General features: G+C 51.5%; 23 protein-coding genes and 1 tRNA gene. 8 read left to right on the forward strand and 16 right to left on the reverse strand.

Annotated elements, in window-relative coordinates:
* Positions 1–80 precede the first annotated feature (80 nt).
* On the forward strand, positions 81–848 hold the full coding sequence (locus OGY04_RS13915) for an amidohydrolase (RefSeq protein WP_213752979.1): 768 nt from the start codon (positions 81–83) through the stop codon (positions 846–848).
* Between the two features lie 179 nt (positions 849–1,027).
* Positions 1,028–1,438 (forward strand): Spy/CpxP family protein refolding chaperone, encoded by a 411-nt coding sequence (locus OGY04_RS13920; RefSeq protein WP_003830819.1) that lies wholly within the window; start codon positions 1,028–1,030, stop codon positions 1,436–1,438.
* A 15-nt stretch (positions 1,439–1,453) separates the two neighbouring features.
* Here OGY04_RS13920 and OGY04_RS13925 read toward each other — a convergent pair whose 3' ends face one another.
* From OGY04_RS13925 to OGY04_RS13965, 9 genes are all read right to left on the reverse strand, one after another.
* Positions 1,454–2,173 carry an EAL domain-containing protein gene (locus OGY04_RS13925; RefSeq protein ID WP_008783783.1) on the reverse strand — a complete coding sequence of 240 codons (720 nt, stop codon included), beginning with the start codon at positions 2,171–2,173 and terminating at the stop codon, positions 1,454–1,456.
* Between the two features lies 1 nt (position 2,174).
* Positions 2,175–3,842 (reverse strand): O-antigen ligase family protein, encoded by a 1,668-nt coding sequence (locus tag OGY04_RS13930; RefSeq protein ID WP_286585420.1) that lies wholly within the window; start codon positions 3,840–3,842, stop codon positions 2,175–2,177.
* A gap of 1 nt (position 3,843) precedes the next feature.
* The gene (locus OGY04_RS13935; RefSeq protein ID WP_003830815.1) at positions 3,844–4,386 is read right to left on the reverse strand and encodes a fimbrial protein; all 543 of its coding nucleotides are present in this window, start codon (positions 4,384–4,386) and stop codon (positions 3,844–3,846) included.
* Between the two features lie 9 nt (positions 4,387–4,395).
* A complete protein-coding gene (locus tag OGY04_RS13940; protein WP_057068865.1) occupies positions 4,396–5,460 on the reverse strand; it encodes a fimbrial protein in 1,065 nt (354 codons plus the stop codon).
* Complete coding sequence (locus OGY04_RS13945; protein ID WP_032942421.1) at positions 5,457–6,062, reverse strand: fimbrial protein; 606 nt, start codon at positions 6,060–6,062, stop codon at positions 5,457–5,459. The genes OGY04_RS13940 and OGY04_RS13945 overlap by 4 nt, the downstream gene beginning before the upstream one ends.
* Before the next feature lie 12 nt (positions 6,063–6,074).
* Positions 6,075–6,851 carry a fimbrial biogenesis chaperone gene (locus OGY04_RS13950; RefSeq protein WP_100247262.1) on the reverse strand — a complete coding sequence of 259 codons (777 nt, stop codon included), beginning with the start codon at positions 6,849–6,851 and terminating at the stop codon, positions 6,075–6,077.
* Positions 6,852–6,877: 26 nt separating this feature from the next.
* On the reverse strand, positions 6,878–9,349 hold the full coding sequence (locus tag OGY04_RS13955; protein WP_286585422.1) for a fimbria/pilus outer membrane usher protein: 2,472 nt from the start codon (positions 9,347–9,349) through the stop codon (positions 6,878–6,880).
* Positions 9,350–9,390: 41 nt separating this feature from the next.
* Complete coding sequence (locus tag OGY04_RS13960) at positions 9,391–9,939, reverse strand: fimbrial protein (protein WP_020996612.1); 549 nt, start codon at positions 9,937–9,939, stop codon at positions 9,391–9,393.
* Between the two features lie 69 nt (positions 9,940–10,008).
* Complete coding sequence (locus tag OGY04_RS13965) at positions 10,009–10,557, reverse strand: fimbrial protein (protein ID WP_003830808.1); 549 nt, start codon at positions 10,555–10,557, stop codon at positions 10,009–10,011.
* A gap of 751 nt (positions 10,558–11,308) precedes the next feature.
* Here OGY04_RS13965 and OGY04_RS13970 point away from each other — a divergent pair.
* Together OGY04_RS13970 and OGY04_RS13975 are read left to right on the forward strand one after the other, a co-directional pair.
* Positions 11,309–11,992 carry a winged helix-turn-helix domain-containing protein gene (locus OGY04_RS13970; RefSeq protein WP_008783775.1) on the forward strand — a complete coding sequence of 228 codons (684 nt, stop codon included), beginning with the start codon at positions 11,309–11,311 and terminating at the stop codon, positions 11,990–11,992.
* 1 nt (position 11,993) lies between these two features.
* A complete protein-coding gene (locus OGY04_RS13975) occupies positions 11,994–12,512 on the forward strand; it encodes a FidL-like protein (RefSeq protein WP_003830806.1) in 519 nt (172 codons plus the stop codon).
* 156 nt (positions 12,513–12,668) lie between these two features.
* On the opposite strand, the gene OGY04_RS13980 is transcribed toward OGY04_RS13975, so the two are convergent.
* Together OGY04_RS13980 and dnaQ are read right to left on the reverse strand one after the other, a co-directional pair.
* A tRNA-Asp gene (locus tag OGY04_RS13980) sits at positions 12,669–12,745 on the reverse strand.
* A gap of 133 nt (positions 12,746–12,878) precedes the next feature.
* Positions 12,879–13,607: a DNA polymerase III subunit epsilon gene (dnaQ, locus tag OGY04_RS13985; RefSeq protein ID WP_095533177.1), complete on the reverse strand. Its 729-nt coding sequence runs from the start codon at positions 13,605–13,607 to the stop codon at positions 12,879–12,881.
* Between the two features lie 64 nt (positions 13,608–13,671).
* Between dnaQ and rnhA the strand changes: the two genes are divergently transcribed.
* The gene (rnhA, locus tag OGY04_RS13990) at positions 13,672–14,139 is read left to right on the forward strand and encodes a ribonuclease HI (RefSeq protein WP_003838896.1); all 468 of its coding nucleotides are present in this window, start codon (positions 13,672–13,674) and stop codon (positions 14,137–14,139) included.
* On the opposite strand, the gene OGY04_RS13995 is transcribed toward rnhA, so the two are convergent.
* Entirely contained in the window at positions 14,136–14,858 is a 723-nt protein-coding gene (locus OGY04_RS13995) for a class I SAM-dependent methyltransferase (RefSeq protein WP_071444645.1), read from the reverse strand. The two genes, rnhA and OGY04_RS13995, sit on opposite strands and share 4 nt — an antisense overlap.
* Positions 14,859–14,891: 33 nt before the next feature.
* Here OGY04_RS13995 and gloB point away from each other — a divergent pair, with 33 nt between their 5' ends.
* A complete protein-coding gene (gene gloB, locus OGY04_RS14000) occupies positions 14,892–15,647 on the forward strand; it encodes a hydroxyacylglutathione hydrolase (RefSeq protein ID WP_071444646.1) in 756 nt (251 codons plus the stop codon).
* A gap of 71 nt (positions 15,648–15,718) precedes the next feature.
* Positions 15,719–17,077 carry a murein transglycosylase D gene (mltD, locus tag OGY04_RS14005; RefSeq protein ID WP_032942416.1) on the forward strand — a complete coding sequence of 453 codons (1,359 nt, stop codon included), beginning with the start codon at positions 15,719–15,721 and terminating at the stop codon, positions 17,075–17,077.
* Between the two features lie 48 nt (positions 17,078–17,125).
* Here the strand turns inward: mltD and OGY04_RS14010 are convergent, their stop codons facing one another.
* The 3 genes from OGY04_RS14010 to OGY04_RS14020 all read right to left on the reverse strand — a co-directional run bounded on the left by OGY04_RS14010 (position 17,126) and on the right by OGY04_RS14020 (position 20,080).
* On the reverse strand, positions 17,126–17,896 hold the full coding sequence (locus tag OGY04_RS14010) for a class I SAM-dependent methyltransferase (protein ID WP_071444647.1): 771 nt from the start codon (positions 17,894–17,896) through the stop codon (positions 17,126–17,128).
* 76 nt (positions 17,897–17,972) lie between these two features.
* Positions 17,973–18,773, reverse strand: a complete 801-nt coding sequence (locus tag OGY04_RS14015; RefSeq protein WP_008783770.1) for an endonuclease/exonuclease/phosphatase family protein — start codon at positions 18,771–18,773, stop codon at positions 17,973–17,975.
* A gap of 131 nt (positions 18,774–18,904) precedes the next feature.
* Positions 18,905–20,080, reverse strand: coding sequence for an MFS transporter (locus OGY04_RS14020; protein WP_003830796.1), 1,176 nt, complete (start codon positions 20,078–20,080; stop codon positions 18,905–18,907).
* A 104-nt stretch (positions 20,081–20,184) separates the two neighbouring features.
* On the opposite strand from OGY04_RS14020, the gene yafC reads away from it, so the two are divergent.
* Positions 20,185–21,099: a DNA-binding transcriptional regulator YafC gene (yafC, locus tag OGY04_RS14025; RefSeq protein WP_008783768.1), complete on the forward strand. Its 915-nt coding sequence runs from the start codon at positions 20,185–20,187 to the stop codon at positions 21,097–21,099.
* Positions 21,100–21,120: 21 nt separating this feature from the next.
* Here the strand turns inward: yafC and dkgB are convergent, their stop codons facing one another.
* A complete protein-coding gene (gene dkgB / locus OGY04_RS14030; RefSeq protein WP_071444648.1) occupies positions 21,121–21,924 on the reverse strand; it encodes a 2,5-didehydrogluconate reductase DkgB in 804 nt (267 codons plus the stop codon).
* Positions 21,925–22,161 lie beyond the last annotated feature (237 nt).

A 22,161-nucleotide genomic window follows, 5' to 3' on the forward strand; every position in this document is an offset into this window, starting at 1 on the left:
ATGCGGGGCTTTTTATTGCCACATTTTCATTAATGCTCATGCTACAGTGTCAAAATGTTGTTCAACGAGGAGCCTCGATCGTGCCTGGTTTGAAAATTACTCTGCTGCAACAACCCTTGATCTGGATGGATGGCCCGGCCAACCTGCGCCATTTTGACCGACAACTGGAAACCGTCGCCGGACGTGATGTCATCGTGTTGCCCGAGATGTTTACCAGCGGATTTGCCATGGAAGCGGCAAATAAATCGTTGCCGCAGGAAGAGGTCGTCAGTTGGATGCTCGTCAAGGCGCAACAGACCAACGCCCTGATCGCGGGCAGCGCTGCTATCCAGTCTGAACGCGGCCCGGTAAACCGCTTTTTTCTGGTTGAGCCCGAAGGTAATGTGCATTTCTACGACAAGCGCCATCTGTTCCGCATGGCGGACGAGCATCAGCATTACCATGCAGGTGACGCGCGCGTTATTGTTGAATGGCGCGGCTGGCGCATTCTGCCGTTGGTCTGTTATGACCTGCGTTTTCCGGTATGGTCGCGTAATCGCAACGATTACGACCTGGCGTTGTATGTTGCCAATTGGCCTGCGCCGCGTTCGCTGCACTGGCAGCTTCTGCTTGCCGCACGGGCGATTGAGAACCAGGCTTATGTAGCAGGATGTAACCGCGTGGGCACAGACGGTAACGGGCATCATTATCGCGGTGACAGCCGGGTGATTAATCCGCAGGGTGAGATTATTGCCACCGCCGAGCCGCATCAGGCCACGCGCATTGACGCCGAACTGTCACTCTCAGCGCTGCGAGAGTATCGCGAGAAGTTTCCCGCCTGGCAGGACGCCGACCCGTTTACGCTATAACTATCGCCTTCACTCCCGCTGCACTACGTTTCCTGTGGCGGGATTGTTTCACTCCGTAACCAACCGCAAAACAAATTCGCGTGGCGACATGCGGCGGGCATCGTATTCTGCAAAGGATAATCACTCGTAACCAGCGAGTGGCAGACAATGTCGATAATTTCCTTATCAGGATTTCAATAATGAAGAACTTCTTACGCATGACTTTGCTGGCGGCTACCTTAGCGGGCGCTTCTTTTAGTACGCTTGCAGCAAACGTATCCAATGTTCCTGCTCCAGCTCAGGACCCGGTCGTTCAGCATCTTAAGCTGACCAACGACCAGGTGGCGCAGATTAAAAAACTGCACCAGCAGCTTGAAACCAACGTAAGCCAGATTTCGGTGAAAGATGTTAAAGACGGCGCGTTGATTGACGTCATCAAGTCCGGGAAATGGGATGAAGCTGCCGTTCAGAAACAGCTTTCTGCGTTCAGCAACATCGAACAGCAGGCGCGTTATTATCGCGTAAAATACTATTTTGACCTGAACAAAGTGCTGACCCCAGAACAGCGCCAGCAGGTGCAAAAAGATATCGCACAGACGCTGAGCGAGTAATTGTCAGAGCCTGAGTCAGCAATGATTCAGGCTTTTCGGTAAAATTTCCTGCTCAAACAGAAAGCCCTGTACAGCATCTGCGCCGCTCATACGGCAAATGGCATAATCCTGTGGCGTTTCTACTCCCTCAATGACAACCCGTTCACCCAGCCCACGAAATTGATTGACCAGAACCCTCAACTGCCACTCCGATGTTCTGAACTGATGAAACATTCCGCTTTCAATTTTGATGGCATCGAAACGGATGCCCGACAGCCGCCAGACAAAAAATAGCTCAGGCGAAACATCATCCAGCCACACGCGAAACCCGTGACGCACCAGCGTTTTTACGGCAATGCATACAGCCTGCTGCTCTGCCTTATCCAGGCGCATCATCGAGCCCGGATCCTGAATTTCAATAACAATCCTCCCCTGATGCACCTGCTTTGTGAGACGTGTGATCCATGACAGACTAGTCAGCATCCTGACGGATAAATTCAGCGAATAGCTTCCAGAGAGGGCCAGCACCCGCTGCATTTGCCATAGAAAAAGCTGCTGTTTTGCCGTGATGGAAAGGTGCTTGAAAAACAAATCCAGTGGGAGCGGTGTGCGTACCTGGCTTAACACCTCACAGACATCCAGCGATGCGTCATCAAAAAAATGAATGCGCTGCAAACGGATCCCGGTGATCCGCAGCAGTTCGGCGTTGCGGGGAAGTTCTGGCACATAACGGGCCTGTTCACTGAATCTGTTCATATCATTCCATTATTTTATTAAAAGGACGTCGTGCATCCTGCAGCCACGGGATACGGCGATCGTTTGGGTATATCAGGCAAAAGCGCGTCGCCAGACGATGCGCCTCGACCAGGTCGCGCTGTTGCAACGCCAGTAAGATTTGCGTGAAGGAGACATTAGGGTCTGGGTGAACGCGCACATAGTCAGGCGCCCAGCGGCGAACCGCCTCCAGCCAACGTGCGTCCCGGGTACGCTGATACCGTTGCAGATACCCCATCTGGACATCAAACCGATAGCGACTGGTAAGAAGCCAGCCTCCTACAGGGAGCTGTTCGGCAAGATGCCACTGCGTTGACTGCCTCTCCACCAGCGTCAATTGCTGTTGCGTGTGCAGCGTGAGAAGCAGCAATGGCGCGACGGTCAGTAACGAGATAAACCCTGCCGCGCGAATCAGCGACGTCGACGTAAGCGCCAGGCGTATTCCCGTTCGCGCGCTGTCTGCACATCGAAGCAACAGGATCAACAGCAGCCAGTGTGGCGTTGACTGCCTAACGGGGTATTCCGTCAACATATGAATAACCACCGGCAGTGCCGCCACCAGGCAGGCGCGACGCCAGCAATTACCGTGCAGCCAGAGCCATAAACAACCCGCTATAAAACAGAGTGCCCCTGCCAGCCCAACCAGACCGCCCTCCACCAACCACAGCACAAGTTCGTTGTGCGGATGCGAAATGCTGCCCAGCCCCAATGGCCCCGCGCGTTCGAGAAACACGGCAGCAAAACTGCCCACGCCCCACCCCATCCACGGACGTTCGGCAAATAATGCCAGCGACGTTTTCAACACCGTCCAGCGCACTTGAGAAGTCGTCAGATGATCGACCGTGACCACAGACAAAAAATGGCGGGCCGTGGCCCCTATCGCTACGCCTAACGCCAGCGGCAGTAGAAGCAGCAGCAGCGTGCGCCGTTGCGCCGGGAAAACCGCCAGCAGCAGCACTTCACCGATTACCAGAGACAGGTAGCCGGTTTGCGACTGAGATTCATGCAGCACAAATCCCATCATTACCAGGCCTATCCCAATGGCAATTCGATACCCGCGGTGCAGACGTAAAAAGAGCGGCGCTGACAGCAGCACACCGCATGCCGTGAAGCTGGCTATCAGGTTGACCTGCTGAAATATCCCGTAGGGTCGCGTACCGCGCCGCCAGGCAAACTCCCAGTATTCAACGCCCGGCAAATGCCAGTACTGATAGACAAACGCCAGACATTCAATGACGCACGCTCCCCATAGCAGAGCCAGCAGTGCCGTTAAGGTGTTTGCCGTGAGCGGAATTTGTAATGTGACCAGATAGACGCTCACACCGCCCAGTAACGCCCCCGCCACCAGCAGTGCCTCGGCCTGCCAGACATCAGGCGTTAGCAGGCAAAGCAACGTCAGGATGAACGCCCCGACTGTAAAACCCGCAGCGGGCACAGTGATGCGCCAGCGTTGACGAGGCACCAGCATCAATACGCTTGCAGCCAGTACAACAGCGTAGATCCAGCTCGTAATATTAAGCGGCAACGACAGACCGCTGCCGCCGTTGTTCGGCCAGTAGAGATGCATGGCCCCACACCAGAAAAACAGACTAATACCGAGCAATAATTTCTGCGCAGGCAGCGGCGCAATGCGATTCAGTACGTTCATCATGCTACTGGTAGTTCAACGTCCAGGTCCCGCTGGCGCTGAACGGACCGTATTCGAGAGACTGATTTTTTATCGCCGATGGCTCCGCTGCGACCCACGCCAAGAAATTCAGCGTCATCGAGCCTTCTGTTATCTCTTTAACTGACGTGCTCTCATCAAGGCGGATTGCCGTGCCGTCCTCTTCGCTCATCCCAATCCCGATCCCTGACGCACCGCCTTGTTCACTGCTATCCAGCGCCAGATGATCGGTCAGCTCCGCATCCTCACGACCGCTGAAGGTAACCGAGATCCCACGGAAAACCTCCGGGTTGCAGTCGCGTAACTGGATGCTGAATTTTTCCGGCTTACTGCGCCCCGAGAGATAGAGATCCTGTGTCGCGATTTGCTTGAAATCGACCTCGATTTTGTCGCCTCCCGGTGCAAGGCTGCAGGCCAGGGCTCTGATGGTGCCGTGAAAATACATATCGCCGCCGACCAGTTTGGTGTCGGCCTGCGCCATGCCACCTAGCAGTAACATACTAGTCGCGAATAACGCCGAGAATCTCATGACATCCCCCTACTGAAACTGCGCGACAACGGTGGCAGAGGCTTCAAATTCACCTTCTTTCACACTTCCCACGCCCGGCTTTGCCACCGGTGCAGCGGTGAGATTCCAGTCGCCCTGATTCTGGTAAAACCCCTTCACGTTGTAGAATTGATTGGGCACGACGGTGCCACCACTCTCGTCTTTAAGCATAATGCCGAGATCGTCGCGCTTTTGTCCGCCGCTCAGCGTGCCAAGGAGATTACCGTTAAACCCCGCCGTGCCTGACGCCGTGGTCGTTTGTATACCAAGATTAATGTTCAGCGCACCCTGATCGAAGCTCCCGCCTTCACAGACCACATGTATAGGGACTGACTTGCTGTAGTTAGTGCCGTTGAGCCGGGCAGCGGATCCAGGCAGATCGCCAAACTCAATGCTGATTTTGTCTCCCCGGTTGAAGGTGCATTTGTCCGGGACGGTAATTAGCCCGGATTTAATCACCACGCGAGAAATCGCCGTGGTTGGCGTAGGTCCCGCGCTTCCCATGCGCCCGGCCACCTCCACCAGCGACTGGGAAGTGATATTGATGCCATTGATAATGGGTTTAGTGACAATAAACGTCACTTTCCCTTTTGAACCACTTTCAACGTTAGTCGCTCGCGTGTAGCCCTTACGCTTTTTACAGCTGTTGTTGCTGTTGCGGTTTGAAACGTTGGTAAAAGGCGCCTGCACATATTTTTTATAGCCCCCGGCAACCCACACCTGAACTTCCACATCCAGATACTCGTTTAGCCGAAAACGGTTCGCCCCCTGATTTGAAGGCGGCATCGTGGTTGTGGTGGTGTAGTAAATTGGTGCTCGGGAGATGTCAGCCTGTTCGCAATAGAAATTCACCACATACCAGCCGCCCAGATTCCATGGGAACGGCTCCGTTCTGCCACCCACGTGGTTTTTACTGACATCCAGCGAGCTCAGTTCAATATCGTACTGATGCGGCGACCCACCTTCCGGCTCACCTTCTCCCTGTGTAAATGCCTGCCCGGCCAACGGACAACCTGCCAGCACCAACCACAACAGCGTTTTACGTAATACGCTCATAGATACTCCAGCTTAAGTCTGACCAGACCGTTAAATTCTCCGGCGGTCACCTCTCGCCCAAAAGATTCCAGCGCGGCAAGAAAATGAATGGCGTTATCGCCCGGTTTGAGGATCCACATGCGTTGCGGTTGGTTCAGGTGGATTAACTGATTACGTTCAGTCAGTAGCCGGATGCCCGCGCCGCGAACATCACCACGAATGCGCCCCAAATCGCTGTTTTCCGGTGCGCCTTCAGCCATTAGCGTCATCGAAACACCACGCTCCACCGTGCTGTGCGCCAGCTCAGGCATCTCACTGGTCTGCCCGGGGAAATCCCTTAAGGTATGACCGGAGCCCTTTAAACAGCCATTCAGATACAGCGTGACCAATACCGGATCGCTGCGATCGCCGCCCTGTCGAAATCGGCCGGCGGAAATATCACCAAGATCGATAGTCTGATCGCGGGAGGCCATATCCAGCACGCACGGCGAAACGAACACCCGACCATGAAAGCGGACGTTGCCATACTCGCCGGACACGTTGCTCATATCCTGGCGACCGCTTGTGGCCTGAACCGAGCAGGCCATGCCCGCCATCAGCAGAGCGCAAAGCATCTTTTTCATTTACGAATCCTATTACCGGGGCTGTTGCTCCATCGGCAATGCTTTACACACATTGCCTGTGCAGCTGAATTTCAATTCGGGATGACCGCCAAAATCGTTCACATACATCATGCTGAACTGGCTAACGCTGCCGTCGGCCACGCTGAAATCGAGAGAGGACTTTGGTGAAACCATAATCCCAGGGAAGTCAGTCAGCCTGTCGCCGCCCTGCGCTTCAGGCTTGCGGCTTAAGCCGATTAAGGTAACGAAGTACGGCGTTGGGTTATCCACACTCCAGCGCTGCCCCTGCTTATGAAAGACCAGTTGGTTTTGCCACACGGCGCCCGGTGTTTCCGGCACGATGGCGGTCGGACGGTAGAACAGTTTGATGCGCGACTGCATCGCCAGTTGCAGCACGTTCGGCTTATCCGGCTTGGGCGGAATTTCACGCACGTTCAGGTAGAACAGACTTTCGCGATCCTGCGGCAGAGCGTTAATACCGCTGGTTTTTGTCACACGCGCAATGCCCTTTTGCCCGCCGTTAATCCGTTGCAGCGGCGGTAAAACCATCAACGGCGAGGTAATTTTTGTTCCATTGGCGTCTTCCACCCACGACTGAGCCAGAAACGGAATGCTCGGACTGGTGTTGGTTAAGTTCGCGCTGACAGATCGCGCATCACCGGTGATGATCAGACGGGTACGGTCAAGTGCAATGCCCGCCCATGAGGCGTTGATCTCTGCAATAAAAAGCAGACCGCAGACCACGGGTTTGAGCCAACGCTGCACTGAGTAAAATGCTTGATTTTTCATGACAAAATTCATTCAGGTTATTGATATTATTCACAAGGCAACAGCACGTTACCTTCCGGGTTGATTTGTTGCGGCACCTGTAAGTGACACTGCGCGCGACCGCCCCAGGCAACAGAAAGACGCTCGGCTGGATTCACACCCGCAATCCAGGCCATGCCGTTTTCCATCACCATGGCGACGCTGACACCGTTGGCGTTAAACACTTCGGCACCAAACGGCGGTACCGAACCATCTTTCAGGCGCAGCAGCGCCATCATTTTTTGCCCCTGCGCCACGGCGAAGCGCTGATAACCAATCGCGCCTTCCGTCAGAGTGTTGGTGACAATGGCTTTAGTCGCGGAAATGTCCTCGTCCATTGCGTCCACATCGATACGGGTATCAAAGCTGTGATAGCTGACGACGTCCGGTACGACGGCAATACCGAAGCGGTTTGAGTGCGCCTGTTCGCCGTTCAGCGGTACATTCGCCACACCGTCGGTATCAACCATCACCCTGGCGGTATTCATCGACGCCTGGCTGTTGTGTAGTGCCGCACCATGACGCGTTGCGGTAAAGCCGCCGCGCATCGTGCCGCCAACGGATAAATAACGTGATTGCTGCCAGCTGACGTTAGATTCCAGTTCCGCCATCATGCTGCGATGCTTGTAGTAGCCATCAAACGCGGTGTGCCCTTCACCGGAAACCCCTGCGCGCAGTCGCCATGGATTGTTACGGTCGCGGTTATCGGAATACGAAACCATCTGACTGGTCTGGCTGCCGCTGTTTTGCACTTCATAATCCATTGAGCGGCCATCGCTCCATGGCACCGAAATGGACAGCGAAAGGCTGTCGTCCCGTTTGCCCTGATACTCAGAGCGGTAAGCGGCAAGGTTGGCGCTGATCCCCTGAATGCCTGCGAACGAAAAGCTGTGTCCCATCGACACCCCGTAACGATCCTGAGAGCCACGATCCCAGTAATTCTGGTGGGTATAGGTCATGTACAGCGTGGTCGCTAATTGCGGGTCGTCAGCAAAAAAGGTCTTGTTACCGGTGATGGTGTACATCTCTTTTTCGTTGCCGGCGCTGTTGTTATTTTCATACTGCTCGTCGAGGAACTGCGAGAAGGTGCGGAAGTTACGCTGTGAAAAACGGTAACCGGCAAAGGTGATGGCGCTGTTGTATTCATCAAAGGTTTTGGCATAGCTGAGCTTAAAGGACATCCCTTTTTGTTCAGCCTGATGCTTCACTCGGCTCACGGATTGCGTCGCATCAGCCGACAGCGCGCCCAGCCAGCTCAAATCCCGCCCAATCCCCATCGACCAGGCGTTATAGCGATCGCCAGTGAGCAACGCGCCACCGTACAGTGACCACGCATTGCTGACCCCCCATGAAAAATCACCGCTATAAAATGCAGGTCCCTGGACGTCGTGGTTATAACGCGATGGCTTACCGACAGCGGCGTTGTAACGAACATAGCCCGGGCGCGTCAGGTAAGGGATATCTGCCGTATTGACCTGAAAGGTTTGTACGCTGCCATCCTGCTCTTCGACGCGAACATCCAGCGTGCCGCGTACCGAACCGTGTAGATCCTGAATATTAAATGGCCCTGCTGGAACAGTGGTTTGATAGATAACACGCCCCTGCTGACTGACGGTGACCTTCGCATTACTGCGGGCGATGCCGTGCACTTCGGGCGCGTAGCCCTGCAAATTCGGTGGTAGCATGCGCTCGTCGCTGGCAAGGTTAGCCCCCGTAAATCGCACTGAATCAAACACCTGGGAATTCAGATATATTTCACCGACCGTCAGTTTTGCAGCCTGCATAGGTAACGGGCGATAGGCATAGATCTGATCCCAGTCGATACGCCCACGATTTTCATCCGAAGCATAATTGGCCTGATACTGACCACGAAAGCGCCACGCGCCGAGGTTAAAGCCCGTCTGTCCATAACCAGACAGTGAGCGGTAATGATCGCCACCTTGTTCGTAATGTGTGGCCTGGCCCGAAACGCTGTAGTCGAAAATCAGTCCCGCGACGCCGTTATCCCAGCGCTCCGGCGGCGTCCAGTCTGGATCGGTATATTTCATCCATGCCTGAGGCACGGTAATGTCCAGTACGCCTGCGCTATTATTCAGCACCACACCCGGCAGGCGGGAAATGTCATAGCAGGTCGCGCTAATCGGATGAATATAGGTCAGCGCCTCTTCTTTGAGCGCCAGTAATTCGAGCTGTTGCGGCGTCAGGCACGCCATGGATTTATGCGAGTTGGCAGGATCAACGATATAACGGATCGACTGCTGAGGAATCTCCTGGCTGTTAATACGAACATCCAGCAGATATTCTCCGGGAGTCACAAAGTTGCCTTCGGAAAAACGCTGTAAATCGACATTTTGTCTGTCACTGGCATCCAGGACGTCAGTATTAAATTCAATAGACTCATCCGCTTCAGCCCATGAAGAGGCACAGACCAGAGCAATTAAAAGCACCAGACGTTTTTTATCTGTTTTCAGCGTGATCATTTTCGTTCGCAAACCTTCAGATACCCGAATTGCTGTGCAGCTCAGAGATAATTCACAACAAAATGCGTGACTGCAGTAAATTCACCAGACGTCATTCTTCCGTCGCGGGAGATCAAATAAGCCGTAAAATTGAGCGTGTTTTTCCCGGGGTTAAGCGCATAATCCGGTGATGGCTCACCTAAATGAATTTGCTTGCCTTTGCCGTCATATATTTCTATCGCTAAATTTTCAGTTTCCGATTGCACGCTCAGATAATCAGGATTGTCACTATCCGGTGCGCCGGAAAAGGTAATATTGGCGCGTTGGAACAGATTCCCGGGGTGTTGAGAATCCCCTAATGAACATCCCAGCAAATGAATACTGAAATCATGCGCAGATACTTTTTCAGGTTTTCCGGAAATATCTCTGGCTGAGAGGTCATCAAATTCAACCAGCAGCGACCGGTCGCGTGGATCGACATAACAGGCAGCCTCAATAATATTTCCCCGCATGCGCATTTTGCCGGGCGTACTGACAAGACGATGGGTGTCAGCCAAAACCCATGCAGGCGATATGAAGATAAAAAGCAGTAAAATACGCCATCCAGGCATCACCGCATTTCCTTTCAGTTATTCGCAGGAAGGGTTAAGCAGGCGCATAATTGCGCCCGCAGCAGATCGTTACTGATAATCGATCTGGAAATTAACGGTAGATTCGAAGTCACCCGGGGTTACTGCTGCGGATGCGTTGTTGGCCTGCAGATAAGCAACGAAATCAATGTCGGTTTCGCCATCGGTAATGTTGACCTGAGATGCGGCTTCGCCCCATTTCACGTCCTGGTTACCACTGTCAATCATACCGATGCCCGCGCCCTTTGCTGTACCCGAGGTAAATGCAGCCAGCGCATTGTTGTCGGTATCAATCGTTGCCGGGGTGTAGGTTACTGTGGCGGTTTTCGCAACAGTTGTATCGCAGCCCTGCAGAACGATTTTGGCATGCTTAACACCAGCACGTTGGTTGTCTTTTAACTGAGAAGTTGGGATCTCACCAAAATTAACCTGCACCGGGCTGGATTCTGGGGCCAGACCGCATGCGGAATTAACCAGAGAACCAGTGAAGTGAATTTTACCGTTAGTCGGTTCAACATTTTTTGCAGCGAAAGCAGAAGATGCAGTAAAAGTCATTCCCGCCATCAGCGCACAAGCCACAGCCACGTTTTTCATTTTCATATTACTACTTAACCTTATATCTGTTTTTTGGTTATTCCGACGATCTATTTCCACAGACAATTTATGCAAGGGAAACCCTGATCTGCAGGTGGTGGAAGTGCATTTCCTTGAAAACAATCCATCTCAAGCCACCCTGTATTTTTGAACTTCATTGGTATTCCATCCGAAATACCGCCCACAGTTGTTTACGCTGTTTCGGGGCTTATATTAAGTCGACGAAAAAATGACACAATGCAAAAATCCGGTATTAATCAAACTCAGGGAATCGTGTTGTAACACTGTCTGTAGAGCGATCGTTTACCTAAAAAACAGCCAAAAAACACGCCAACACCAGTGCTAATGTCTATCATTTATAGTTTTTATAGAGTTTTTATCTATCAACTATTTTTTTATTTAGCCAGAAGAACAGGCAAAATGTATTTATGAATGTTTTGTAAAAATGAAATTTGGCATCAAAAACGAGTAATGACAATAAGATAGTGAAAGAGAGGAAGGAGATTGGAAGATTCTATTAGATATATTAAGAGATTGTTATATAAATATTAATAAAGCGATCTATGGTACAATCATTTTTTATAAATGAATTATGTTATGCTATTGCTTCCCCCACTCGAATGCGAGATATCCTGCTTTAAAGGAGACATCAGTGATTTCTCATATACCAATAAACAAAATTAAATCCGTAATTATTGGTGAAGGCTTAGTTTTCAGACCACATAAAAATACCCTAAAAGACCTGGCATCTGGTGAAATGGCCACATTGAATAATGTGGCAACACAATTACTGCTCTATCTGTTGCAAAATGGTAAAGAGATATCCTCGCGCGATGAAATTCTGCGGAATGTTTTCCAGCATAATGGCGCCAGAGCGACGGATGCTAATCTCAATCAGCACATTTCATTTCTGCGCAAAGCAATAACGTCTACGGGCCATCCTGCAGAACTGATCGTCACCATTCCGCGAATAGGATTTCGGATGAGCGACGCCAGTATCAATATTCAGCAACTGGAGGAATCGCAAGCGCCCACCAGAATAGTCAATGTTGCATTGACGCCCAGGAAAAAGAAACGAAACCTGTGGCCTGTCACGATAACAACGTTAATTACCGGCATCGCCGTGCTGGCGACAGCGTGGTTAACATGGATACCCAATGAAATCGCGATGACGGACGCGGCGATCCTGCGAACTATCGACTACGAGCAATGCCGTGTGCATATATTAGGAAACGCCCTCACCGACACCATAACCGAAAAAAAAGCGCTGGATATTTTCAAGTCCGTGGGTATTAACCCCAACTGTTCGTACCCAAAAGATCTGTATCTCAATACCTGGGCGAGCAACCATAATCTGGTTGAGTGGTCGTTTGCCGCTGAATGCGGGCTAAACCTCGGCTATTACCATTGCATCAGCCAGTATCGCCATCATGAGGAATGATATGAAGCAGGAAAGCGATCACTCTCCTTTACTATGGTCAGTCGTGATTGCCATTTTTGGGCTAGCGGCTATCGCTTTTTTTATTATCGCCGGGAATGCGAAAAAACAAGAAATCAGTTTTTCCTGCTCCTCGGAATTCACGTCGATACTCGACATCCAGAATACAAAAAAGGAACTCCACGGAATAATGCTGATAACCAGCTACAACTCCGGACACCTTTCATTGTCAGTCCAGGGGAAACTCAAAAGTGACGACGGCGAGTTCGCTGTTAACCGAAAACTGTTCTTTCGCTATGCCCGTCCACTCGGCCATACCGCAGGCGTTTTTATGCTCACTCCCGATGGTCGGGAAAAATCCCCCGATGATGACGCAACGGACGCTGTCGACTATCTCTTCTTCGACGCTTACGAACGTGCCGACAAGCTGTATATGCTAAAGCACCTGAATGAGGAAACGGTTCTTATTGGCGATAACTTCTCACCCCGCTTCGCCTGCGTGATGAATCACTTCGCGAGTTAATCGCCTTCTGGATATGCGTCGGGTTAAGGATGACCTGATGTGTTGCCCACCCGAAAGCTCGGGCGCCGTCGATAAAGTATGGTAATGAGATTATTATTTTTGGCGGGCTAAAACGACGAAAGCCTGAATCATTTCTGATTCAGGCTTTCTGAATAGTGGCGGAATGGACGGGACTCGAACCCGCGACCCCCTGCGTGACAGGCAGGTATTCTAACCAACTGAACTACCACTCCGCGTTGTGTTCCGCTTGGGAACGAAGCGAATATTACGGATTGCCTCGCGCCTCGTCAACGCTTTTTCTCACGTTTTTAATCGTTTGCTGCAAAAATCACCCGAATGGCCATTTTCATACGGTAAACGTACAAACTATGCCCGCCAGAGGCAACTTCCGCCTTTCTTCTGCACCAGGTCAAGGCGTGACTCATGGGCCGCTAACTCTTCATCAGTGGCGAAAACAACGCGTAGTTTGCTGGACTGTCGCACAATACGCTGGATCCCCGTGTCATTCTGCTGCTGGCTATCGCCTTCCATTGAGAACGCCATCGTGGTCTGCCCGCCGGTCATCATCAGATAAACGTCGGCCAGAATCTGGGCATCGAGCAATGCGCCGTGCAGGGTTCGTTTACTGTTGTCTATCTCATAGCGCGAGCATAACGCATCAAGGCTGTTTCGCTTGCCAGGAAACATTTTCCTCGCCAGCGCCAGGCTATCGGTTATTTTGCAAAATTCATTCGTCTTCGGAATATCACGCTTGAGCTTCGCGAATTCGTAATCCATAAAGCCGATATCGAACGATGCGTTATGAATGACCAGCTCCGCGCCGCGAATGTAGTCGAGAAACTCGTCGGCTACATCGGCAAACGTAGGTTTATCGAGCAGGAATTCGTCTGCGATTCCGTGTACGCCGAACGCTTCCGGGTCCACCAGCCGATCCGGCTTCAGGTAAACGTGGAAGTTATTGCCGGTCAGGCGGCGGTTCACCACTTCAACCGCACCGATCTCAATGATCTTGTGGCCTTCATAGTGGGCGCCAATCTGGTTCATACCGGTGGTTTCGGTATCGAGGACGATCTGTCGTGTAATTCCAGTGCTCATAACGGTCATTTATGTCAGACTTATCGTTTGATTTCGATTTGCTAAAACAGGAAGTCTACCAGAGATGCTTAAACAGGTAGAAATTTTCACCGATGGTTCTTGCCTGGGAAATCCAGGGCCTGGTGGTTATGGGGCGATTTTACGCTATCGCGGGCGCGAAAAAACCTTTAGCGAGGGCTACAACCTCACCACTAATAATCGCATGGAGCTGATGGCGGCAATCGTTGCGCTGGAAGCCCTGAAAGAACAGTGTGAAGTGATACTCAGCACGGACAGCCAGTATGTGCGCCAGGGCATTACGCAGTGGATCCACAACTGGAAGAAGCGCGGCTGGAAAACAGCAGATAAAAAACCGGTGAAGAACGTCGATCTGTGGAAACGTCTCGATGCCGCGCTGGGGCCGCATCAAATCAAATGGGAATGGGTTAAAGGCCATGCGGGCCATCCGGAAAACGAACGCTGCGATGAGCTTGCGCGCACCGCGGCCATGAGCCCGACTCAGGATGATATTGGGTATCAGACTGAGGCTTAAGCGTCCGGTTTACGGTATTGCCGGGTCGCGCCAACGGCATGACGGATAGGCGTTTTGCTTTTATTTTGTTTCATCGGGTTGAGCGTAAGCGGAATGGTTCGCTTGCGCGCAACCACCAGCTGTAAACAGCCCAGCGCGGGGATATGGGCGCTTAACATTTTCCCGCCCTTCTTGTTCCAGGGCAGAACATGAAAACGACTATAGTGCAGCACTTCAAAATTCAGTAATGATAGCCAGTCCAGTTGACGCATGAGGGTAAACATCCGACTGTTATAGGGCGATGTATTGCGCAATACGGGCACCAGTTTACGCAATCCCATCAAGCTTACCGGGTTAAAGCCGCTCAGAATCAACCAGCCGTCATCAATCAACACGCGATCGGCTTCACGCAGTAGGCGATGCGGATCAGAGCACCACGGTAACGTATGGGCCAATAAACAGACATCCACGGACTTATCGGCAAAGGGAAGATGCAAAGGATCGGCCGTCACCTGCATGGGAGATCCCTGCAAAGAAACATTTACCTGATGAGAAACCGCGCACGCTTCAGAATCGATTTCTGCGCTTAAATTACCAACCTTAAGCAGATGAAAACCGTACATTTTTGCAAACCACGGGTTAAGCTGATGCTCCAGCGCCTCACGATAGTGTTCGCCCCAGGGCAAATCATCCCAGCTAACGGGCGCTACGACAGTTTGAGGGATCCTTGCCGGTTTCATCACAACCTTCCGTTACGCATTGAGAGGTAATATATGAATCTTAACAGTATTCCTGCATTTCAGGACAATTACATCTGGGTCCTGTCAAATAATGACCAGCATTGTCTGATTGTGGACCCGGGTGAAGCGGCTCCTGTTTTGAAAGCCATTGCAGAGCATGACTGGGTGCCGGAAGCCATTCTGCTAACCCACCATCATCAGGATCACGTGGGCGGTGTGAAAGAACTCCTGCAACATTTCCCACAAATAGTGGTATACGGACCGGCTGAAACGCAAGATAAGGGAACGACACACGTAGTCGAAGATGGCGATATTGCACTCGTTTTGGGGCATGAATTTAGGGTAATTGCTACTCCGGGTCACACTTTAGGACATATCTGTTACTTTAGCCATCCTTACTTATTTTGTGGTGACACGCTCTTTTCTGGCGGTTGCGGTCGACTTTTCGAAGGTACAGCAACTCAAATGTATCAATCACTTAAAAAAATAAACGAACTTCCTGACGATACATTAATTTGTTGCGCACATGAGTACACATTAGCAAACATGAAGTTTGCCTTAAGCATTCTCCCGCACGATTCGTTCATAAATGAATATTATCGTAAAGTTAATGAGTTACGCGTAAAAAAACAAATGACACTACCCGTAATTCTGAAAAATGAGCGGCGAAATAATCTTTTTTTGAGAACGGAAGATATTGATTTAATTAATGAAATCAACAAAGAAACAATATTGCAACAACCTGAAGAGCGTTTTGCCTGGTTAAGGTCAAAGAAAGATACGTTCTGACAATTCCGGGTTGCCTTTTGAAAACTTCGCCGTTATGATCGGTCGTCTTTTAAGCAACTATTGACACACACATGAAGGCAAAAGCGATATTACTCGCCTCTGTCCTGCTTGTTGGGTGCCAGAATACTGGTAACGTCCAACAACACGCACAGAGCCTTTCTGCAGCTGGTCAAGGGGAAGCAGGAAAGTTTACAAGTCAGGCGCGATGGATGGACGACGGAACATCTATCGCTGCTGATCAAGATTTGTGGGCTTTCATTGGTGACGAGCTAAAGATGGGAATTCCGGAAAACAGCCGGATTCGCGAACAGAAACAGAAGTATTTACGCAATAAGAGCTATCTCCACGATGTAACTTTACGGGCAGAGCCGTATATGTACTGGATAGCCGGGCAGGTTAAGAAACGTAACATGCCTATGGAACTGGTACTACTACCCATAGTGGAGAGCGCTTTTGATCCTCACGCAACGTCTGGCGCCAATGCCGCAGGTATTTGGCAGATCATTCCGAGCACGGGGCGCAATTATGGTTTAAAACAGACCCGCAGTTATGATGCACGTCGCGACGTTGTGGCTTCCACCACCGCCGCGCTGGACATGATGCAGCGTCTGAACAAGATGTTTGATGGCGACTGGCTGCTGACCGTTGCTGCTTATAATAGCGGTGAAGGTCGTGTCATGAAGGCAATCAAAACGAACAAAGCACGTGGTAAACCCACTGACTTCTGGTCGTTGCCATTGCCTCAGGAAACGAAGCTATACGTGCCCAAAATGCTGGCATTGAGCGATATACTCAAAAACAGCAAACGCTATGGCGTACGTCTGCCAACAACAGACGAAAGTCGCGCGTTGGCACGTGTTCGCCTGAGTAGCCCGGTTGAGATGGCTCAGGTTGCTGATATGGCGGGTATTTCCGTTAGCAAGCTGAAGACCTTCAATGCAGGCGTGAAAGGCTCCACGTTGGGTGCCAGCGGCCCGCAATATGTGATGGTGCCAAAGAAGCATGCAGAGAAGCTGCGTGAGTCTCTGGCTTCAGGCGAAATTGCAGCCGTGCAGTCAACGCTGGTCGCGGATAACACGCCGCTGAACAGTCGTAGCTACAAAGTTCGCTCTGGCGATACGCTTTCTGGCGTCGCGTCACGCCTTGGCGTGAGCACCAATGACCTTAAGCAGTGGAATAATCTGCGCGGGTCATCCCTGAAAGTGGGTCAAAACCTGACGGTGGGTGCGGGTACCAGCGCACAGCGTCTGGCGAACAACAGCGATAGCATCACCTATCGTGTGCGTAAAGGCGACTCGCTGTCGAGCATTGCCAAACGTCACGGGGTTAACATCAAAGATGTCATGCGCTGGAACAGCGATACGGACAATCTACAGCCAGGCGATCAGCTCACGTTGTTTGTGAAAAACAACGGCATGCCGGACTCCTGATAGCATTGTAGAAATGAAGGCACTGGATTCCCCCAGTGCCTTTTTTATTTATCCCGCTTTATGTGCCTCAACCATTATCGTGTCGCTGGTAAACGAGCCATCTTCCTGTAACGCAAAGTAGGCTTTCACATCTGCAGAAGCACTTTGTTGGTATGCACGAATCGCGTCGCTCAACGCCGCGGGCGTGCGCATCCTCGCGACCCACGAACTGAACTCCAGTGGCAGGCGATCGGTTAACAAAGTATCGGCAATCAAATTGGCATCGTTGATTAACGACAGCCACTCTCCACTGGAATAGTTACGAACGTGCGAGGTATCACGTAACGCCTCCACGGTTTGCAACCAGATATCACGTACTGGGTGGCCTGGCGACATCACATCCATCACAATTAATACACCACCGGGCTTCAGAACGCGGTTCACTTCCCGCAGCGCGCGTCCGACATCATGCCAGTGATGCGCAGAATAGCGGCTAATCACCACGTCAAATTCGCTATCTTCAAATGGCAGACTTTCGGCATAACCCTGGCGTGTGGCGACATTCTCCAGGCCTCTGTCATTTGCCGCCTCAGCGACCACCTCAAGCATCTGCGACGATAAATCATAAGCCACAACCTGCTTTACGTGTTGCGCGGCTACAAAGCTGGCATGCCCCGCTCCACATCCCATATCCAACACACGGGCCTGCGGAAATGCCGACAACCTTTCCCCCAGACGCAGCAAGTCACGGCCAGAGGCGTGCACCACACTGGTTAAATAGGCATTAGCCTGAGAGCCAAACTGTTTTTCGACGTTGTCATGGTGAGAGCGTGTTGTCATTGTGTTGTCCTTCGGTTGTTGTGAAATAGGAAGGGCAACCATCACAGGCCTGCCCTAAGGCAGACCTGACACACCGTTATTGTTCAGGTTTGCCGGGACTGAATTCAACGAGTAGCGGGTTGTGATCGGATGCACGGGTGACCAGCACAGAGGCTTCACTCACGTTCAGACCACGATAGAACACAAAATCGAGAGGGCGACCAAACGCGCGCCGGCGCTGATCGTCAGTAAAACGTACCTGGCGCAGCGACATTTCTCGCGCAAAGCGGTACAGCGCATTCATCCGTCGACGGCTCCAGGCATTGAAATCGCCGGCCATAATAACCGGACCGCTGTGATGAGCAATCTGATCGCCAATGGGAAGTAACTGCTTACTATAAACATCGACGCCGAGGCTAAAGTTAACCGCGTGGATATTCACCACCATTAATAATCGAGAGTCAGGCAGCGGATACACCGTTACCAGAGCCGATTTCGCCAGCCGTAAAATAGGCTCACGCTCGCGCAATGGACAACAGTAAACAGGATGAGCAGCAGAGAGCGTCATGACGCCAGAGGGATGCTGAGGCAGCACAAAGGCAGGAACCTGATCGGCAGCAAGGTAGTTAGCGGTCGCAAACTGCACCAGTTCAGGCGTGGTTTGCGCTTCCTGTAATAATACCAGATGCGCATCTTTGCCAAAATTCTTCAGCACCGACTGCCATTCTGCGCGCTGCTGTTTAAAAATATTCCATACCAGCACGCGAATGCGGTCTTCACTGCTTAACGGAACGCCTGCGGGTAATGCCTGGCCAATATGCGCAAACGACCCCGGCGGTAAAATCCGCTCGGCGGGTTGTCCGGCAACATAACGCATGGCATAGGTGTTTTTTCGCACTTTAGACTTTCAAACCTCTGTAACGTCAACCAGTCCGCAGCCGGACTGGTTCTTCTGTTATAGGGATTTTAGCACTCACTTTCAACGAACAATTGCAGTTTGTTTTGTAAGTGGGCGCTTACATCAATGATTTACCCCAGAGCAACACGCACGGGTTTATCAAGACGACCGCTGACCCCCATCAGCAGGAAAGCTACCAGAACAATGAGGGCGCCAATCCACGGCGTCTGCGCTAAACCATAATGCTCGACCGTTTGCCCGCCAATCACTGACCCCAGCGCAATCCCAATGTTAAACGCCGCAATGTTTAACCCTGACGCCACATCTACAGCATTTGGCGTAAATTGCTCAGCTTTCTGTACCACGTAGACCTGCAATCCCGGTACGTTACCAAAGGCAAAGATCCCCATCACCAGAATGGTAGCCAGCGCGGCGTATTGCGTAGAGGCCGTCAGTTGGAAGACCATCAGCAGAACAAACAGCGCGGCGAAAATGAATTTCAGCGCCGGAACCGCACCATGTTTATCCGCCAGCTTACCGCCCCAGATATTACCGATAGCCACTGAAACACCGTAACCCAGTAAGATCCAGCTTACTGCTGCCGGGGAGAATCCCGCCAGATCCTGCATCATCGGTGCAAGGAAGGTGAATGCCGTGAATACACCGCCGTAGCCCAGTGCCGTAACGGCGTAAATCAGCAACAGACGGGGATGAGTCAGTACCTTCACCTGGTCGCGAATGCTGGCGGCTGCACGACCGGGAATGTTGGCAGGGATCAGTAACTGGCTACTGATCAGTGCAATCACACCTAACATGGATACCGCGAGGAAAGTCTCACGCCAGCCAAAGTGCTGACCGATAAATGTTCCCAGCGGCACGCCGGTGACCAGCGCCACCGTTAAGCCACCAAACATAATGGCAATGGCGGAAGCCGCTTTCTCTTTTGGCACCAGACTTGTCGCGATGGTAGAACCAATCGAGAAGAATACGCCATGTGCCAGCCCAGTCAGCAGACGAGCAACAATGAGTGTCATATACCCGGGTGCCTGCCATGCCAGCAAATTCCCCGCCGTAAACAGAACCATCAGCGCAACCAGTAACTGTTTACGTGGCAGGCGTCCGGTCAGAGCGGTCAGTACCGGTGCGCCAATTGCCACACCCAGCGCATAGATTGAAACCAGCATCCCGGCGGAAGGTAACGAGATCGCCAGCTGTTGAGCGATGGTCGGCACCAGACCAACAATCACAAACTCGGTAGTGCCTATAGCGAAGGCACTTATTGTTAGTGCAAATAAAGCGAGAGGCATAAATAACTCCGTAACATCAGTAATCAGATGACACGCAGTATGCCTGGATGTTTTAATGACAAAAATATTCAAAATCTCAATATAATTTTGCGTCAGGTGCAAAAATGAAAGCAACCTCCGAAGAACTTGCAATTTTTGTGGCGGTAGTGGAAAGCGGCAGCTTTAGCCGGGCGGCAGAACAGCTTGGACAAGCCAATTCTGCGGTCAGCCGGGCAGTAAAAAAGCTGGAGATGAAACTGGGCGTCAGTTTGCTTAATCGCACGACCCGACAGCTAAGCCTGACCGAAGAAGGAGAGCGCTACTTCAGGCGGGTGCAGCAGATACTGCAAGAGATGGCTGCAGCAGAAACGGAAATCATGGAGTCGCGTAATACTCCGCGCGGCCTGCTGCGCATCGACGCAGCAACACCGGTGATGTTGCATTTCCTGATGCCACTAATCAAGCCGTTCCGGGAACGGTATCCCGAGATGACGTTGTCTCTCGTCTCCTCAGAAACGTTCATCAATCTTATTGAACGAAAAGTGGATGTTGCTATACGAGCGGGTACACTGACTGACTCGAGTCTACGTGCGCGTCCGTTATTTACCAGCTATCGTAAGATTATTGCCTCACCGGACTACATTGCCCGTTTTGGCAAGCCAGAGAGCGTCGAGGAGTTAAACCAGCATCTGTGTCTGGGGTTTTCCGAACCAGTTTCACTCAATACCTGGCCGATTGCCTGTAGCGACGGACAGCTGCATGAGGTCGAGTGCGGAATTTCTTCCAACAGTGGAGAAACGCTAAAACAGCTTTGCCTGAATGGCAACGGCATCGCATGTCTTTCAGATTATATGATAGATAAAGAGATCGCGCGGGGTGAACTGGTGGAGTTATTGGCAGATAAACGTCTGCCGGTAGAGATGCCTTTTAGCGCAGTTTATTACAGCGATCGTGCCGTCAGTACGCGCATCCGGGCATTTATCGACTTTTTAAGTGAATATATAAGAACAGCTCCCGAAGGAGCTGTGAAAGAGGGTTAATGGGTACAGAGGGTCAGGCAATTAATCCCAATCAGGGGCCAGGCCTTCCGGGCTGACCAGACGATCGTTGCAGTCCAGTGCCGCGATCGCTTTTTTATCTTCGGCATCCAGATGCAGTTCCAGCGACAGCAGGTTGCTTGCCAGGTTTTCACGTTTGGTTGAAGAAGGAATTACGGAGTAACCTTCCCCAATTGCCCATGCCAGAATAACCTGCGCCGGGGTCGCGTTATGTTTCGCGGCAATGTGCGCAATCACTTCATCTTTCAGCGCTTTGCCGTAAGCCAGCGTCATGTAAGAGGTGATGTGGATACCGTGTGCTTTCGCCCAGTCAACCACCTTACGGCTCTGCAAATACGGAGACAGCTCAATCTGATTGGTCGCAATGTTCTCTGCGCCTACTGCGGCAATGGCTTTTTCCATCAGCGGAATGGTGAAGTTTGAGATACCAATTTCGCGAGTCAGCCCCTGCTGTTTTGCTTCGAGCAGCGCCTGCATGAATTCCTCAACAGATACCGCATCACCTGGAGATGGCCAGTGGATCAGCGTCAGATCGACATAATCTGTACGCAGCTTCTTCAGGCTTTCTTTCAGACTTGGGATCAGTTTTTCTTTGCTGAGATTTTCAATCCAAATCTTGGTGGTGATATACAGCTCGTTACGCGGTACGCCGCTTTCGGCAATCGCCTGACCAACAGCCGCTTCATTATCATAGATTTGCGCAGTGTCGACAGCACGGTAGCCTAGCTCAAGCGCCGTTTTAACAGAAGCGATAACCACGTCGTCTTTCAGGCGGAAAGTACCTAAACCGAATGCAGGGATAGTCATAGAATTCCTCTTTTTAATCACTATGTTCGTTAACTGAGAGGATTATGAGCTTAAGCTCTTTATAGAAAAAGAGTGAAAAATGCAGAGGATTTTTGCGGATTCAGCAATAATTAAATTGCAGACAAAGAAAAAGCCCTGAGCGTTAGCTCAGGGCTCTTAATAAGTGGCGGAACGGACGGGACTCGAACCCGCGACCCCCTGCGTGACAGGCAGGTATTCTAACCAACTGAACTACCG

It is taken from the genome of Citrobacter sp. Cpo091 (genome assembly GCF_030332645.1).
In the GTDB taxonomy this organism is placed as follows: domain Bacteria; phylum Pseudomonadota; class Gammaproteobacteria; order Enterobacterales; family Enterobacteriaceae; genus Citrobacter; species Citrobacter portucalensis.